The sequence below is a fragment of the Mesorhizobium sp. M1A.F.Ca.IN.022.06.1.1 genome, assembly GCF_003952605.1.
Classification (GTDB): domain Bacteria; phylum Pseudomonadota; class Alphaproteobacteria; order Rhizobiales; family Rhizobiaceae; genus Mesorhizobium.
This window is the reverse complement of sequence record NZ_CP034455.1, coordinates 4,490,814-4,506,717: the sequence shown is the minus strand read 5'-3', so window position 1 is coordinate 4,506,717 and position 15,904 is coordinate 4,490,814. Positions and strand designations below refer to the sequence as shown.

Sequence of the window (15,904 nt, the reverse complement as noted above, 5' to 3'; positions counted from 1 at the left end):
AAGGGCTTGACGATCGTCCGCGCTTTCGCCCATAGCCCTCACCAAATCTCGAATTCCCGATAGGACCGGACGAACATGGGTTTCAAATGTGGCATCGTTGGCTTGCCCAACGTCGGCAAGTCGACGCTGTTCAACGCGTTGACCAGGACGGCTGCCGCGCAGGCCGCCAACTATCCTTTCTGCACCATCGAGCCGAACACCGGCGAGGTGGCGGTTCCGGACCCGCGGCTGCAGAAGATCGCCGCGATCGGCAAGTCGAAGGAGATCATCCCGACCCGCATCTCCTTCGTCGACATTGCCGGACTGGTGCGCGGCGCCTCCAAGGGCGAAGGTCTGGGCAACCAGTTCCTCGCCAACATCCGCGAGGTCGACGCCATCGTGCATGTGCTGCGCTGCTTCGAGGATGACGACATCACCCATGTCGAGGGCCGCATCGATCCGGTCGCCGACGCCGAGACCGTCGAGACCGAGCTGATGCTCGCCGATCTCGAAAGCCTGGAGCGCCGCATCGTGCAGGTCCGCAAGCGCGCCGCCGGCAAGGACAAGGAAGCAATGACCGTTCTGCCGATGATGGAGGCGGCGCTCGAACTGCTGCAGGCAGGTCGCCCGACCCGCGTCCTGCTCAATGGCATCGCGGCGGAGGATCTGCGCATCCTGCAGGGCCTGAACCTGCTCACATCGCATCCCGTGCTCTATGTCTGCAACGTCGCTGAGGCGGACGCTGCCACGGGAAACGAGCATACAAAGGCGGTGGAGAAGATGGCCACCGCGCAGGGCGCCGGCACGGTGGTGATCTCGGCGGCGATCGAGGCGGAAGTTGCCCAGCTTTCCGACGAGGAGGAAATGGAGTTCCTCGCCTCGCTCGGCCTTGACGAGCCGGGCCTCAACAAGGTGATCCGCGCCGGCTACGAACTCTTGCATCTGATCACCTATTTCACCGTCGGGCCGAAGGAGACGCGCGCGTGGACGATCCACAAGGGCGATAAGGCACCGCAAGCTGCCGGCGTCATTCACACCGACTTCGAACGTGGTTTCATCCGCGCCCAGACGATCTCCTACAACGACTTCGTCACGCTCGGCGGCGAAGTGGCGGCCAAGGAAGCCGGCAAGGCGCGCGACGAAGGCAAGGAGTATGTCGTCCAGGACGGCGACATCATGCTGTTCAAGTTCAACACCTGAGTGCCTGGCTGGCTCACCAGAAAGGACTTGACCAAATTGGCTCGGGCCTCCATCCGGGATGCCCGACCTTCGGGATCACGCGTTCGTCAACCGGATTGCCGACATGACCGGAAAGACCTGGGCCTATGAGGATTTCGTCGAGGGCGCCTCGCTCGACCTCGGCAGCAAGAATGTGAGCGCCGCCGAGATCATCGAGTTTGCCAGCGAATTTGATGCCCAGCCGATGCATCTCGACGAGGCGGCCGGCAAGGCCAGCATCCTGGGCGGCCTTTCGGCTTCGGGCTGGCACACTTGCGCGATGTTCATGCGCATGCTGTGCGATGCCTTCCTGCTCGATTCGACCTCGCAAGGCTCACCCGGCATCGAGCACGTCAAATGGAAGAAGCCGGTTCTGGCCGGTGACCGTCTCACCGGCAAGGTCACCGTGCTTTCCAAGCGCCAGTCCAAGTCGCGGCCGCAGATCGGCCTCGTCAGCATGCGCAGCGAACTGTTCAACCAGCGCGGCGAATGCGTCTTCGAGCTTGAGAACACCGGCATGTTTCTGACCCGCGGGGCCGTCGCGTGACCCTGGACGAGTATTTCCTCATCGGCCAAACCGTCACCCTCGGCGCGCACAAATTCGAGGCCGACGAGATCAAGGCGTTCGCCAGGAAATACGATCCGCAAATCTTCCATGTCGACGAGGAGGCGGCGAAGGAGAGCATGCTTGGCGGTCTCTGCGCCTCCGGCTGGCACACCGCCGCCACCTGGATGAAATACAACCTCGAAAAGCGCATGGAGACCGAGGGCGTGCGTTGGACCGGTCCCGGCCCGCAGCCCGAATTCGGCCCCTCGCCCGGGTTTCGCAACCTCAAATGGCTGAAGCCGGTCTATGCCGGCGAAACCGTGACCTTCACCCGCACAGCGCTTGCCCATCGACCCCTTGCCGGCCGCCCCGGCTGGAGCCTGCTCACGCTGCGTTCCGAAGGTTTCGACTCCAGCGGCGATAAGGTTATCGAGTTCGACAGCGCGGTGCTGGTCAAGGTGGAGTAGCGAATGGTGAATAGTGAATGGTGACTAGTGAACCATTCCCTATTCACGACTCACTATTCACCATTCAACACTGATCAATGCCCCTCGAAGCCGATCAGCGTCCTTACCGGCACGCCGAGAGCTTCCAGTTTCTGGCGCCCGCCGAGATCCGGCAGGTCGATGACGAAGCAGGCGGCAACGATGTCGGCGCCGATCTGCCTGAGCAGCTTGACGGCCGCCTCCGCCGTGCCGCCGGTGGCGATCAGATCGTCGACCAGGATCACCTTCTCGCCTTGCGAGACGCCGTCCTTGTGCATCTCCATCTCGTCCAGACCGTATTCGAGGCTGTAGGCGACGCGCACGGTCTCGTAAGGCAGCTTGCCCTTCTTGCGGATCGGGACGAAACCCGCCGAAAGCTGATGCGCCACTGCGCCGCCCAGGATGAAGCCGCGCGCCTCGATGCCGGCGATCTTGTCGATCTTCAGCCCGGCGTAAGGATGCACAAGCTCGTCGATTGCCCGGCGAAAGGCGCGAGCGTCGCCGAGCAGCGTGGTGATATCGCGAAACAGGATGCCGGGTTTGGGGTAATCCGGAATGGTGCGGATGGCCGCAAGCAGCGTGTCTTCGAGCGAGGGTTTCATGAGACGAGCTCCGCGTGTCCGGCTGTCGGGTATAACGGCGTCGACGCGCCCGGCGCAACGCAACCAACAACGGCTACCGCGATGGAGCCCGGGAGACAAGCGCGTCCGGCAAAGGATCGGCATCGCCTGCCTTGCTCCCGTGTCGGCGCCGCAAGCGAAAAGGGCGCCCGCTGGCGCCCTTGCAGAAACGTCGGCGACGGACGGCTCACATGCCGAGGTCGGACCGCAGCTCGGATCGCGCCACCTTGAACTCGGTCTTGAAATCGGGCCGGCTGAGCAGGACCGCGGCGATCGCGCTGCCGGAAATCTTGCCCATCTCGACATCCGACGGATAATGGATGCCGCCGACCACGCGGTTATGGGCATATTCGGCCGCGCGGGCCATGATCTCGGCCCGCTTCTCCGGCACCATGTCGGACAGGATGATGCCCATCATGGTGCCGACCGTCGCATGGCCCGACGGCCAGGAACCGGAATTCGACAGCTCACCGCGGGTTTGACCAGATCACTGAGCTGATGCGGACGCGGCCGCTTCCAGACGTCCTTGGCCGGATCGACGACCGCGCCTTCGGTCGCCACCACGCGGTCGAAGAAGGCGCTGAACTTCGGCAGCGTCTCCTTGCTGAATTTCGGTCCCATGACATCGGCGAAGCGCCAGACATCCTCTTCGGCATCGGCGATAGCGCGCTTTTCCATTTCGGGCGTGCGCGTCACTTGCAGGGTCAGCACCTCGCCGAGTTCTGCCTTGGTCTCGGCCGAATCATTGGCCGGCGGCGGCGGCAGGATCATCGTCAGGTCGATGTCCTTGTTGGTGACGAAGGGCTGGGCGTCCTCGGCGCGGACTGCCGAGGAGGCGACAAGAAGCAGCACCACGGCTGCAAGCGGCGCAAATCTTTTCATGAGGACGATCCTTTGAGGTGAGCCAACGCAGGATCGCGATGCGCAATGACAGCCATGTGACACGGCCGGATCAAAGCGGTCCCGAAATTGAAAAGGGCGCCTTTGCGGCGCCCCCAGACTGCTGACAAACCCCTGGCGTTTGCCGGGGGTTTTTGATTCACTGGGTCATGTTGAAGCGACCCGCCCCTGAACAGACCGCGCTTGAGATGGTGACGTTGGATCAGCTGGTTCCGGCCGATCATCTGTTGCGCAAGATCGATCGATCGATCGACTTCTCGTTCATCCACGGTCTGACGGCGCCATTGTACTGCGCCGACAATGGCCGCCCGCCGCTGGACCCGACCTTGATGTTCAAGGCGCTGTTCATCGGCTACCTGTTCGGAGTGCGCTCGGAGCGGCAATTGGTGCGCGAGATCGAGGTCAATGTCGCCTACCGCTGGTTCCTGCGGCTGAAGCTGACCGACAAGGTGTTCGACGCCTCGACGCTGTCGCAGAACCGTCGTCGGCGCTACCAGGACGAGACGATCGCGCAGGCGATCTTCGACCGCATCGTGGAGCAGGCGATCCTTGCGGGGCTGGTGGACGGGACGGTGCTGTATACCGACAGCACGCACCTGAAGGCCAACGCCAACAAGGGCAAATACGACCTTGCCATGGTCGCCAAGTCGCGTGCCGACTACTGGGGCGAGCTCGACCGCGCCATCGAGACGGAACGGGCGCTGCACGGTCAGAAGCCGCTGAAGCAGAAAGAGCGCAAGCCGCCGGTCAAGCAGACCAAGGTCTCGCGCGCCGATCCGGAGGCCGGCTACATGGTGCGCGAGGGCAAGCCGAAGGGCTTCTTCTATCTCGATCACCGCACGGTGGACGGTCGTTGCGGCATCATCACCGATACCTTCGCCACGCCGGCCAACATGCATGACTCGATCGTCTATCTTGGCCGGCTCGACCGCCAGGTGGAGCGCTTCGGCTTCGTTGTGGCGGCGGCGGGGCTGGATGCCGGCTATGCCACGCCAGGCATCGCCAAGGGGCTGGAGGACAGGAACATCCGGGGCGTCATCGGCTATCGCAACCCGACCCCGCCAAGGCCCGGCAAGATGAGGAAGAGCGCCTTCGTCCATGAACCGGATCGGGACGGCTATCGTTGTCCGCAGGGCCAGTTGCTCACCTACGCCAGCACCGATCGCGGCGGGTATCGTCATTACAGAAGCGATCCGGCCATCTGCCGCGACTGTCCGCTGCTGGCCTCCTGCACCTCAAACGCCAAGGCCGAGCGCACCATCACACGCCATGTCTGGCAGGATCAACGCGAGCGCGTCGATGCCAACCGGCTCACGGCTTGGGGCAAGGCCATCTACCGGCGTCGCAAGGAGACGGTCGAGCGATCCTTCGCCGATGCCAAGCAGCTGTTCGGCCATCGCTACGCCCGCTTCCGAGGGCGAACCCGCGTCGCCTGCCAGTGCCTGATCGCAGCCGCCGCCCAGAACATGAAAAAGATCGCAATCAGCCTCTGGCCAAAGCCCAAACCGGTCCTCGCCTGAGGCCAAATCTGCGTCGGCGGCCTCCTGACATCCGCTCCCGCCACCAATTTCCCAAGCGCAATCAATCTGCAAAACAAAACCCCGCCGAAAATCGACGGGGTTCGTCAGCAGTCTGAGGGCGCCTTTGCGGCGCCCCTCGAAAGTGTCGGACCGATCGCGGCTCAGTGCGCCACTTCGGCCCACACCTTGCGCTTGGTCAGGTAGACCAGCGCGCCGAACAGCAGCAGGAACACCAGGACGCGGAAGCCGGTCTTCTTGCGCTCTTCGAGATGCGGCTCGGCGGCCCACATCAGGAACGCCGACACGTCGCGCGAATACTGGTCGACCGTCTGCGGCGAGCCGTCGTCATAGGTCACCTGGCCGTCCGAAAGCGGCTTCGGCATCTTCAGCGACACGCCGGACAGGAAGTATGGATTGTAGTGCGTGCCTTCGGGGATCACCATGCCGGCCGGCGGCGTCTGGTCGTAGCCGGTGAGCAGCGAGTGGATGTAGTCCGGGCCGCCCTGAGCATACTGGGTGAAAATGTCGAAGATGAAACGCGGAAAGCCGCGCTCGACGCCGCGCGCCTTGGCGAGCAGCGACATGTCGGGCGGAGCGGCGCCGCCATTGGCGGACGCGGCAGCCTGTTCGTTCGGGAACGGCGACGGGAAGTGATCCGACGGCTTGCCCGGGCGGTCGAACATGTCGCCGGCATCGTTCGGGCCGTCATGGATGGTGTACTCGGCGGCAAGCGTCTTGACCTGCGCTTCCGAATAGCCGAGGCCCTCCAGCGTGCGGAACGCCACCAGGTTCATCGAGTGGCAGGCCGAGCAGACTTCCTTGTAGACCTTCAGGCCGCGCTGCAGCTGGGCCTTGTCGTAGGTGCCGAACGGCCCGGCGAAGCTCCAGCTCATTTCCTTCGGTTCGTTGATCGGGAAATGCGTCGGGGCCGCCGCGTTGTGTTCCTCTTCGGCTGCGATGGCAGCGGTGCCCGCGACCACCAGGCCAAGCAGCGCCAGCGAGGTGAGAATCTTCTTCATGCCAAATCCCCTCAGATTCTCAGCCCTTGGTTTCCGGCGCGCTGACCGCGCCTGCCGGATGCCCGCCGGCTCCCTTGTTCTTCTTTTCCAGCACCGCCTCGGTGATCGAGTTCGGCAGCCGCCGCGGTGTCTCGATCAGGCCGAGCACCGGCATGACGACCAGGAAGAAGGCGAAGTAGAACAGCGTCGCCATCTGCGCCATGAACACGTAAGAGCCTTCCGCCGGCTGCGAGCCCAGCCACCCGAGCAGGATGGCGTCGGCCACGAACAGCCAGAAGAACAGTTTGTACCAGGGCCGGTAGACCGCCGAGCGCACCTTGGAGGTGTCGAGCCACGGCACCAGGAACAGCATGGCGATGGCGCCGAACATGCACAGCACGCCGCCGAGCTTGGAGTTGATCGGCCCGATGTTGAAGGTGATGGCGCGCAGGATCGCGTAGAACGGCAGGAAGTACCATTCCGGAACGATGTGGGCCGGCGTCTTCAGCGGATTGGCGACCGTGTAGTTGTCCGGATGGCCGAGGTAGTTCGGCAGGTAGAAGACGAAATAGGCGAAGAAGAACAGGAACACGATCATGCCGAACGCGTCCTTGATGGTCGCATAGGGCGTGAAGGCGACGGTGTCGGTCTTCGACTTGACCTCGATGCCGGTCGGGTTCGACTGGCCGACGACATGCAGCGCCCAGACGTGCAGCACGACGACGCCGGCGATCATGAACGGCAACAGGTAATGCAGGGCGAAGAAGCGGTTCAGCGTCGGATTGTCGACGGCGAAGCCGCCGAGCAGCAGTTCCTGGATCCAGTTGCCGACCAGCGGGATTGCGCTGAAGAAGCCGGTGATGACGGTGGCGCCCCAGAAGCTCATTTGTCCCCATGGCAGCACATAGCCCATGAAGCCGGTCGCCATCATCAGGAGGTAGATGATGCAGCCGAGGATCCAGAGCAGCTCGCGCGGCGCCTTGTAGGAGCCGTAGAACAGCCCGCGGAAGATGTGGATGTAGACGGCCACGAAGAAGAACGAGGCGCCGTTGGAATGGAGATAGCGCAACAGCCATCCCGAATTCACGTCGCGCATGATCTTCTCGACCGAATCGAAGGCGAGTGTGGTGTCGGACGTGTAGTGCATGGCCAGCACGATGCCGGTGAGGATCTGCGATACCAGCATGATCGACAGGATGCCGCCGAACGTCCACATGTAGTTGAGGTTGCGCGGCACCGGATAGGCAATGAAGCTGTCATAGACAAGCCGGGGAAGCGGCATACGGGCGTCGAACCAGCGTCCGAGGCCCGTCTTCGGTGTGTAGGTGGAGTGTCCCTCGCTCATCGAAATATCCCCCTGCCTCAACCGATAAGGATCTTGGTATCGGAAATGAATTTAAACACCGGGATCGCCATGTTCTCCGGCGCCGGACCTTTGCGGATGCGGCCGGCGGTGTCGTACACCGAGCCGTGGCACGGGCAGAACCAGCCGCCGAAATCGCCTTCCTGGCCGAGCGGGATGCAGCCGAGATGGGTGCAGACCTGCACCATGACCATCCAGGCTTCCTTGCCGGGCGTGGTCCGGTTGGCGTCGGTCGCCGGCGCATCGGCCGGCAAGTTGGCATTGCGGGCGATCGGATCCTTGAGATCGTTGAGGCTAACCGCCGCGCCGTCCTTCATTTCCTTGTCGGTGCGGTTGCGCACCACGACCGGCTTGCCGCGCCACTTGACGACCAGCGAGCTGCCGGGCTGCAGCGAGGAGACATCGACCTCGACAGAAGCCAGCGCCAGCGTCGAGGCATCCGGCTGCATCTGGTCGATGAACGGCCAGGCGACGGCCCCGGCGCCGACCACGCCGGCCATGCCAGTGGCGATGTAGAGAAAATCGCGACGGTTGGGATCGTGGATGTCGGTTGCGCTCACGGGTGCCTGATCCTTTCGCCTCTTTCCGTGCCGGCGGCCGAGCCTTGTCCCCGCTCAATCGCGCCGGCCCGACAGCGCATGGCGAACAGGCTAGCGAATTCCTCCGGCATTTGGAGGTTCGGTTTATGCGTGAAGCCCGTTTTTGTCCAGACGCGTGGAGGCACAAGGGCACATTGTCGCGGGCACATGCCGCGGCCCGCGCAACGGCTTGATGATCGGGCCGCCGAACAGCGCTAAATAGCGCCAACTTCAGCGGTAAATCGGAACTCCGCTTGCCTCGACAGCAACCGCCGGCCCGGTCTATTGTCGAGCCATGGCGCATGTCATCGACCGCGACAAATGGGCGAGCACTCCCGACCGTTGGCAAGGTGAGCTGCAATGCGGCGCATTTGGCTCCAACTCCTGCCTGATCTTCAATTATCAGCCCGAGATCGGCGGCGGCCCGCGTCTGCATAAGCATCCTTACGCGGAGATCTTCGTCATCCGTTCCGGCACCGGCCTGTTCACGGTCGGCGATCGGCAGATAACGGCCACCGCAGGCCAAATTCTGATCGTGCCGGCCGAGACGCCGCACAAATTCACCAATCTCGGCCCCGGTCCGCTCGAGACCACCGACATCCACGAGAACGGCAGCTTCATCACCGAATGGCTGGAGTGATGCGGCTTATTCGAGAGACAGGCCCTGTCCGCGGACCGATTCCCGCCTAGTTCTGTCGGTCGGAGCGATCGGACAGGTGAAGGCCGGGCGGATGGAAACTTCCAGCATCGAGGTTGAAGGACTGACCATTGCGATCCGCGAAGCCGGGCCACGGGATGCGCCCGGCCTCGTGCTGCTCCACGGCTGGCCTCAAAGTTCCCATGCCTTCGAGAACGTGATCGGTCGGCTGGCCACCGATCAGCGCGTGATCGCGCCGGACCTGCCGGGTATAGGCGGCTCGCAAGGCACGCGCAAAACCGGTGAGAAAGCCCATCTGGCCAGGGTGATAGCGGCCTTGATTGACGCCTGCGGCCTGCGACAGGTCATGGTGGCCGGCCATGATGTCGGCGGCCAGATCGTCTTCGCGCTTTTGCGCAACCATCCGGAAATCCTCTCCGCCGCTGCGATCATGGATGTTGTCGTTCCGGGCGTGGCGCCGTGGGACAAGGTCATCCGCAATCCAAACCTCTGGCATTTCGCCTTTCACGCGGTTCCTGCTCTCCCGGAACTGCTGGTTGGGGGTCACGAGCGCGCCTATTTCGACTTCTTCTTCGACACCCTTTCGAACGAGAAATCCGCCATCCCGGCCGAAGCAAGAGACATCTACGCCAAGGCCTATTCGCGGCCGGAAAGCCTCAAGGCGGGCTTCGGCTGGTACCGCGCCTTTTCCGAGGACGCCAAGGCCAATGCCGTTCCGCCGGCAAGCCCGATCGATACGCCGGTGCTCTGCCTCAGGGGCGCTGCCGAGACCGGCGAGATCACCGATTACCTCAATGGCTTGAAGGCCGCCGGCCTCTCCAATGTCGAGGGCGACATCATCCCCGATAGCGGGCACTTCGTCGCCGATGAGAATCCCGGAGCGCTCGCCTTGCGCCTGGCGCGCTTTCGGAAGGAAGTCAGCGCTTAGCTGGCGCCGAGCCTGGCCAGCACCGCCCGCGGGATGTCGTATTCGCGGATCACGGCGTCATGCTTGCGCAGCCCGCAGAGTTCGCGCTGGATGAAATAGGCGTGGACGGCTTCTGCCGCTTCTTTCAGCAGCCGGTTGCGGTCCCCGCCTTCCCCATTTTCGCGCAGCTTCGCCAAGGCCTCGTCGACGCGCTGGCCGGCGCGACCGAGGGCGGCCGCCTTTTCAGCGAGTATTTCGTGGCCGAGCAGATCGAGAGCGCTTTCCTGCGCTCCTGACCGTCCGAAATTGCTGGGCATTCTGACCGACATGGCTGCGTTTCTACTCCGCCGGGCGCGTCTCTTCCAGCGCGCTTTCCTCATTGAAGAGGAAGCCGCCGGACTGCCGTTTCCAGAGCCGTGCATAAAGACCGTCCAGCGCCACCAGCTCGTCATGCGTGCCTTCTTCGACGATGCGGCCGCCGTCGAGCACGACCAGCCGGTCGAGCGCTGCGATGGTGGAAAGCCGGTGGGCGATGGCTATGACGGTCTTGTTCTCCATCAGCCTTGCCAGGTTTTCCTGGATCGCCGCCTCGATGTCGGAATCGAGTGCCGAGGTCGCCTCGTCTAGGATGAGGATCGGCGCATCCTTGAGGAAGAGGCGGGCGATCGCCACACGCTGGCGCTGGCCGCCGGAGAGCTTGACGCCGCGCTCGCCGACATAGGCTTCGTAGCCAAGGCGCTCGCGATTGTCGCGCAGCCCCATGATGAAGTCATGCGCCTCGGCTTTGCGCGCCGCGGCGATCACCTCGGCGTCGGTAGCGTCCGGCATGCCGAGCTTGATGTTGTCGCGCAGCGAGCGGTGGAACAGCGCCGTGTCCTGGCTGACCACGCCGATATTGGCGCGCAGCGAATTCTGCGTCACACGGGCGATATCCTGGCCGTCGATCAGGATCCTGCCGCCCTCGAGGTCGTAAAGGCGCAGGATGAGATTGGCCAGCGTCGTCTTGCCGGCGCCGGACGGACCGACAAGCCCGACCTTCTCGCCTGGACGCACGACGAGGTCGATGCCCTCGAGGACCCCTGCCCCTTTCCCGTAGTGGAAGGTGACGTTCTTGAGGTCGATGCGGCCACCCGCAACCACCAGCTCCTTGGCATCCGGGGCGTCGGTCAGGCCGAGCGACTGCGAGATCAGCGCCTTGGAATTTTCCAGCACGCCGAGATTCCTGAGGATACTGTTGAGCTGCATCATCAGCCGTCCCAGCAGCATATTGAGCCTCAGCACAAGCGAGAGCGTGAAGGCGACGGCGCCGACGGTGATCGAGCCTTCCACCCACAGATAGACTGCAAAGGCGGCGATCGCCGTGATCATGATGCCGGAAAGCGTCGTCAGCGCCACGCGCACACCGGTCAGCCGCCGCGTGAAGGGCCGCAGCGCATCGAGATAGATGTCGAAGCCGTTGCGGATGTAGCGGTCGTCGCCGTCGGCCGCGAACAGCTTCAGCGTCTGCACATTGGAATAGGAATCGACGAAGCGGCCGGTGATCATCGAGCCGGCTTCGGCGGTCGCCTCGGCATGCTTGCGGATTGCCGGCAGATGGAGCCTGGCCAGCCAGCCGAAGGCGACGATCCAGATCACCACCAGCGCCGCCAGCCTGAGGTCGAGGCCGGCGACCAGCGCCAGCGTCGTCACCGTGTAGACGATCATGAACCAGACGACTTCGATGAAGCTTTCCATGAGGTCGCCAGTGGCCTGCCCCGCCTGCCAGACCTTGGTGGCGATACGCCCGGCGAAGTCGTTTTGGAAGAAGGCGTAGGACTGGCGAGAGACATGCCGGTGCGCCTGCCAGCGCACCAGGCTGTAGAAGCCCGGCGTGATCGTCTGCTCGTCGACCAGCGCCGAAAGGCCGACCACCAGCGTGCGGATGATCAGCACCACCGCGCCCATGAACAGCAGCTCCGGCCCGGCGGCTGCCCACAGCGCGTGCCAGCTGCGTTCGCCGGGAAGCTGGTCGAGGATATCGACCAGCCGTCCGACGAAATAGAACAGCCCGGCCTCGACCAGCGGCGCGATGCCGCCGATGATCAGCATGGCAAAGAAGGCGAGCTTCGCTTGCCCGACATAGTGCCAGAGGAAGCCGCCGACGCTGGCAGGTGGACGAAGGTTCGTCGGCTCGCGGAACGGGTAGACCCAGCTTTCGAACCAGCGATAGACGGCCTTCATCATTCCGCGGCTTCACCTTTCGTCGGCAGATCGTCGGCCGCCTGCTTTTCCTCGAGCAGGAAGCCGCCCGACTGGCGCCGCCAGAGCTGGGCATAGAGCCCGCCCTTGGCGATCAACGCTTCATGCGAGCCGTCCTCGACGATGCGGCCCTTGTCCATCACAACGAGCCGATCCATCGCCGCGATGGTCGACAGACGGTGGGCGATGGCGATGACCGTCTTGCCCTGCATGAGCTTGTAGAGGTTCTCCTGGATGGCGGCCTCCACCTCCGAATCGAGCGCAGACGTAGCCTCGTCGAGAATGAGGATCGGCGCGTCCTTCAGCATAACGCGGGCAATGGCGATGCGTTGCCGCTGGCCGCCGGACAGCTTCACGCCGCGCTCGCCGACGAGCGCCTCATAGCCGCTTTGTCCATGCGGATCGGTCAGTCCCGCGATCACATCGTCGATCTGCGCGGCCTTGGCGGCGCTGAACATCGCCTCGTCGCTGGCGGACTGGCGTCCATATTTGAGGTTCTCGCGGACGGATCGATGCAAGAGCGACGTATCCTGATTGACGAAGCCGATCGCCGCGCGAACGCTTTCCTGCGAGACGTTGCGGATGTCCTGTCCGTCGATCAGCACCTTGCCGTCCTGCACGTCGAACAGCCGCAGGACGAGATTGACCAGCGTCGACTTGCCGGCCCCGGAACGGCCGATCAGGCCCACCCGCTCGCCCGGCGCGATCTTCAGCGACAGATTGTCGATGACGCCGCCTTTGCCGTCCTTGCGCCAATAGTTGAAGTTCACCTGCTCGAACTCGATGCCGCCGGCTTTGACCACGAGGGCCGGCGCGTCCGGCTGGTCCTGCATTGTGATGGGGCGCGCGATCGTCGTCATCGAATTGCTGGCGACGCCGATCTGCCGGAAGACGTTGGCGCCGACATCGAGGATCCTGCCGGAGATGTTGGCGATCTGCAGCGCGAACGGTATCGCCGTCGCCACGGCCGCCGTGGTCATGGCGCCGGTGTTCCAGCCGGCCAGCGCCAGCCAGCTTATGGTGATAAGCAGCGCAGCGTTGAGGACGAACAGGGCCGACCACATCAGTGTGAAAACGCGCATCAGCTGGTAAAACGTGTCGGCGTGCTCGACGACGGCTTGCGAGACATATTTGTCTTCGTGCTCGCCGGTCGAGAATGTCTTGAGCGTCAGGATGTTCGTGTAGCTGTCGACCATGCGGCCGCTCACCTGCGACCACCGCTCCGACAGTTGGGACGAGCGCTGGGTGATCCTCGGCATCGCAAACCAGAAGATCATGCAATAGAACACCAGCCAGGCCGCCACCACAGCCAGAAGAAGCGGGTCGAGCCGCGCCAGCACAACAATGGCGACCGCGACGAAGACCAGCGCGTACCAGACGGCATCGACGGTGAGATTGACGCTCATCTCCACCGAGTCGCCGCTTTGCATGACCTTCGTTCCGATGCGGCCGGCGAAGTCGTTCTGGAAGAATGACCAGTCCTGACGCACGACATGCCAATGGCTTTGCCAGCGGATGAGGTCGATGAGGTTCGGTGCGATGGCGTGGTTGCGGATGAGCGCGTCGATAACCATGGACAGCGGACGCAGCAGCACGACGATCGCCATCATGACGAGCAGCGGCCCATGCGCGGCGAAGAAATCGCCCGGCCTGGTGTTGGAGAGCAGGCCCACGATCAGGCCGACGAAAATCGGCAGCATCGCGTCCACTATTGCCGCGACGGCAACGATGATCATGCGCAGCCAATAGGCGGCGCGAAACTGTCTTATGAAATACCAGTAGAACCGCCAAAGTCCCATTGGCGGCTGCCTGTCTTCGGCCAGCGCCACCGGCGAATAGTGGCTTTCGAACCAGGTGAAGATGCGGTCGAACATTTTTCTCTCGTAGATGCCGGAACCCCGCCGGTCGCCGGCAGGCCTCTGACAGGTCGCGGTTACGCCCGGGAGCGATTCCCCGCAATTGCCGTAACCTTGTTGCCAATCGCGATCGCGTTACTCCGCCGCCATCTCGGAGTGAGACCCTTTGGCATCTGACTCAGTTGGCGCATCATCGAGGAGGAACCCACCCGACTGGCGCTGCCAGAGCTGGGCATAAAGGCCGCCCTTGGTGACAAGCTCTTCGTGCGAGCCTTCCTCGATGATGCGCCCCTTGTCCATGACGACGAGCCTGTCCATCGCAGCGATGGTCGACAGCCGATGCGCGATGGCGATCACGGTCTTGCCTTGCATCAGCTTGTAGAGGTTCTCCTGGATCGCAGCCTCGGCTTCCGAATCGAGCGCCGACGTCGCCTCGTCGAGGATGAGGATCGGTGCGTCCTTCAGCATGACGCGGGCAATGGCGATGCGCTGCCGCTGACCGCCGGACAATTTGACGCCGCGGTCGCCGACATGTGCATCGAATCCCTTGCGGCCGTTATGGTACGAAAGCGCGCCGATGAAATCGAGCGCCTCCGCCCGCCGGGCCGCCTCGATCAGCATCTCGTCGGTGGCGTCAGGGCGCCCGTAGAGGATATTCTCCCGCACCGACCGATGCAGCAGTGAGGTGTCCTGCGTCACCATCCCGATCTGCGCGCGCAACGAATCCTGCGTTACCCCGGCGATCTCCTGGCCATCGATGAGGACCCTGCCGCTTTCCAGGTCGTAAAAACGCAGCAGCAGGTTGACCAGCGTCGACTTGCCGGCGCCGGAGCGGCCGACGATGCCGACCTTCTCGCCGGGTTTCACAGTGAGCGACAGGTTCTCGATGACGCCCTTCTGCTTGCCGTAGTGGAAGCGGATCTCCTCGAAACGGATCTCGCCCTGACTGACGGCGATGTCGCTGGCGCCCGGGCGGTCCTCGACCAGCCGCGGCAGCGAGATCGACTGGATGCCGTCTTGCACCGTGCCGATATTCTCGAACAGGCTCGACATCTCCCACATGATCCACTGCGACATGCCCCACATCCTGAGCACCAGGCCGATAACCACGGCGACTGCGCCGATCGTCACCGCCTCGCCCAGCCATAGCCACAGCGAGATCGCCGTCACGGAAAACAGAAGCAGCGAATTCAGGATGTAGAGCATCCCGTATAACTGCGTCACCAGCCGCATCGAGCGGTAGACCGTATCGAGGAAGCTCGCCATGCCCTCCCTGGCGAAAGTTGCCTCGCGGCGGGCATGCGAAAACAGCTTCACCGTCTGGATGTTGGTGTAGCTGTCGACGACGCGGCCGGTCATGGTCGAGCGCGCATTGGCCTGCTCCTCGCCGACCTTGCCGAGCTTCGGGATGAAAAAGCGCAAGAGCCCGATATAGCCGACCAGCCATACACCCAAGGGCACAGCCAGTCGCAAGTCTGCCGAGCCGACGATGAACAGCATGCTGAGGAAGTAGACGACGACATAGTTTAGGACATCGATCAGCTTGATGACGCATTCGCGCACGGCAAGAGCGGTCTGCATCAGCTTGGTGGCGATACGGCCGGCAAACTCGTCCTGGTAGAAGGCCATCGACTGCTTGAGCAGGTAGCGATGCACCTGCCAGCGGATGCGCATGGGATAATTGCCCATCAGCGTCTGCTGGTTGAGCAGCGAATGCAGCCATACCGTGCCCGGCAGCGCGAACAGCACGATGAAGGCCATGCCGGCGAGTTTCCAGCGCTCCGTCTCAAGAAGGTTTCGCGGTTCTGCGCCGACAGCCAGTCGACGATGCGGCCCATGAAACCGAACATCCACGCTTCGGCAAGGGCTATCGCTGCCACAAGCACGGCATCGACGAGGATATAGGGCCAGGCCCCGCGCGTGTAATGCACGCAGAAGGCGACCAGCGTCTTCGGCGGCTCGACCGGCTCCGCGGCGGGAAACGGATCGAGCCTCTTCTCAAACCAGCGGAACATTCGAGGCACTCGACGATTTGTG

13 protein-coding genes and 2 pseudogenes are annotated in these 15,904 nt (G+C 63.4%); 6 read left to right on the top strand and 9 right to left on the bottom strand.

Going from position 1 to position 15,904, the window contains the following annotated elements; all coding sequences use genetic code 11:
* The first annotated feature begins 75 nt into the window (after positions 1-75).
* From ychF to EJ078_RS21320, 3 genes are all read left to right on the top strand, one after another.
* A complete protein-coding gene (gene ychF, locus EJ078_RS21330; protein ID WP_127217175.1) occupies positions 76-1,179 on the top strand; it encodes a redox-regulated ATPase YchF in 1,104 nt (367 codons plus the stop codon).
* 103 nt (positions 1,180-1,282) lie between these two features.
* Positions 1,283-1,744, top strand: coding sequence for a MaoC family dehydratase (locus tag EJ078_RS21325; protein ID WP_066994904.1), 462 nt, complete (start codon positions 1,283-1,285; stop codon positions 1,742-1,744).
* On the top strand, positions 1,741-2,211 hold the full coding sequence (locus EJ078_RS21320; protein ID WP_067326553.1) for a MaoC family dehydratase: 471 nt from the start codon (positions 1,741-1,743) through the stop codon (positions 2,209-2,211). Before EJ078_RS21325 ends, EJ078_RS21320 begins: the two co-directional genes overlap by 4 nt.
* Before the next feature lie 74 nt (positions 2,212-2,285).
* Here EJ078_RS21320 and EJ078_RS21315 read toward each other — a convergent pair whose 3' ends face one another.
* Together EJ078_RS21315 and EJ078_RS21310 are read right to left on the bottom strand one after the other, a co-directional pair.
* Positions 2,286-2,831 (bottom strand): adenine phosphoribosyltransferase, encoded by a 546-nt coding sequence (locus EJ078_RS21315; RefSeq protein WP_066994354.1) that lies wholly within the window; start codon positions 2,829-2,831, stop codon positions 2,286-2,288.
* A 205-nt stretch (positions 2,832-3,036) separates the two neighbouring features.
* Positions 3,037-3,731: pseudogene (locus EJ078_RS21310) on the bottom strand (phosphatase PAP2 family protein).
* A gap of 167 nt (positions 3,732-3,898) precedes the next feature.
* Between EJ078_RS21310 and EJ078_RS21305 the strand changes: the two are divergent.
* A complete protein-coding gene (locus tag EJ078_RS21305; protein ID WP_127217539.1) occupies positions 3,899-5,269 on the top strand; it encodes an IS1182 family transposase in 1,371 nt (456 codons plus the stop codon).
* Between the two features lie 161 nt (positions 5,270-5,430).
* Here EJ078_RS21305 and EJ078_RS21300 read toward each other — a convergent pair whose 3' ends face one another.
* From EJ078_RS21300 to petA, 3 genes are read right to left on the bottom strand one after another with little or no spacing between them, the layout of a single operon-like run.
* Positions 5,431-6,288, bottom strand: coding sequence for a cytochrome c1 (locus EJ078_RS21300; protein ID WP_067326549.1), 858 nt, complete (start codon positions 6,286-6,288; stop codon positions 5,431-5,433).
* 19 nt (positions 6,289-6,307) lie between these two features.
* Entirely contained in the window at positions 6,308-7,612 is a 1,305-nt protein-coding gene (locus EJ078_RS21295) for a cytochrome b N-terminal domain-containing protein (protein WP_066994345.1), read from the bottom strand.
* Positions 7,613-7,629: 17 nt separating this feature from the next.
* The gene (petA, locus tag EJ078_RS21290; protein WP_066994342.1) at positions 7,630-8,190 is read right to left on the bottom strand and encodes a ubiquinol-cytochrome c reductase iron-sulfur subunit; all 561 of its coding nucleotides are present in this window, start codon (positions 8,188-8,190) and stop codon (positions 7,630-7,632) included.
* A 313-nt stretch (positions 8,191-8,503) separates the two neighbouring features.
* Between petA and EJ078_RS21285 the strand changes: the two genes are divergently transcribed.
* The gene (locus tag EJ078_RS21285; protein WP_127216747.1) at positions 8,504-8,848 is read left to right on the top strand and encodes a cupin domain-containing protein; all 345 of its coding nucleotides are present in this window, start codon (positions 8,504-8,506) and stop codon (positions 8,846-8,848) included.
* A 91-nt stretch (positions 8,849-8,939) separates the two neighbouring features.
* Entirely contained in the window at positions 8,940-9,794 is an 855-nt protein-coding gene (locus tag EJ078_RS21280) for an alpha/beta hydrolase (RefSeq protein ID WP_127245974.1), read from the top strand.
* Here EJ078_RS21280 and EJ078_RS21275 read toward each other — a convergent pair.
* From EJ078_RS21275 to EJ078_RS21260, 4 genes and pseudogenes are all read right to left on the bottom strand, one after another.
* Positions 9,791-10,102, bottom strand: coding sequence for a DUF6665 family protein (locus EJ078_RS21275; protein WP_127216745.1), 312 nt, complete (start codon positions 10,100-10,102; stop codon positions 9,791-9,793). The genes EJ078_RS21280 and EJ078_RS21275 overlap by 4 nt on opposite strands.
* 10 nt (positions 10,103-10,112) lie before the next feature.
* The gene (locus EJ078_RS21270) at positions 10,113-11,996 is read right to left on the bottom strand and encodes an ABC transporter ATP-binding protein (protein WP_127216744.1); all 1,884 of its coding nucleotides are present in this window, start codon (positions 11,994-11,996) and stop codon (positions 10,113-10,115) included.
* Complete coding sequence (locus EJ078_RS21265; protein WP_127216743.1) at positions 11,993-13,885, bottom strand: ABC transporter ATP-binding protein; 1,893 nt, start codon at positions 13,883-13,885, stop codon at positions 11,993-11,995. The genes EJ078_RS21270 and EJ078_RS21265 overlap by 4 nt, the downstream gene beginning before the upstream one ends.
* 117 nt (positions 13,886-14,002) lie before the next feature.
* Positions 14,003-15,882: pseudogene (locus EJ078_RS21260) on the bottom strand (ABC transporter ATP-binding protein).
* Positions 15,883-15,904: the final 22 nt, after the last annotated feature.

Coding starts and splice junctions, on each gene's coding strand:
- EJ078_RS21315 (WP_066994354.1), bottom strand. CDS start 2,831: ATGAAACCCTCGCTCGAAGACACGCTGCTTGCGGCCATCCGCACCATT.
- EJ078_RS21265 (WP_127216743.1), bottom strand. CDS start 13,885: ATGTTCGACCGCATCTTCACCTGGTTCGAAAGCCACTATTCGCCGGTG.
- EJ078_RS21275 (WP_127216745.1), bottom strand. CDS start 10,102: ATGTCGGTCAGAATGCCCAGCAATTTCGGACGGTCAGGAGCGCAGGAA.
- EJ078_RS21325 (WP_066994904.1), top strand. CDS start 1,283: ATGACCGGAAAGACCTGGGCCTATGAGGATTTCGTCGAGGGCGCCTCG.
- ychF (WP_127217175.1), top strand. CDS start 76: ATGGGTTTCAAATGTGGCATCGTTGGCTTGCCCAACGTCGGCAAGTCG.
- EJ078_RS21295 (WP_066994345.1), bottom strand. CDS start 7,612: ATGAGCGAGGGACACTCCACCTACACACCGAAGACGGGCCTCGGACGC.
- EJ078_RS21270 (WP_127216744.1), bottom strand. CDS start 11,996: ATGATGAAGGCCGTCTATCGCTGGTTCGAAAGCTGGGTCTACCCGTTC.
- EJ078_RS21285 (WP_127216747.1), top strand. CDS start 8,504: ATGGCGCATGTCATCGACCGCGACAAATGGGCGAGCACTCCCGACCGT.
- EJ078_RS21300 (WP_067326549.1), bottom strand. CDS start 6,288: ATGAAGAAGATTCTCACCTCGCTGGCGCTGCTTGGCCTGGTGGTCGCG.
- EJ078_RS21305 (WP_127217539.1), top strand. CDS start 3,899: ATGTTGAAGCGACCCGCCCCTGAACAGACCGCGCTTGAGATGGTGACG.
- EJ078_RS21280 (WP_127245974.1), top strand. CDS start 8,940: ATGGAAACTTCCAGCATCGAGGTTGAAGGACTGACCATTGCGATCCGC.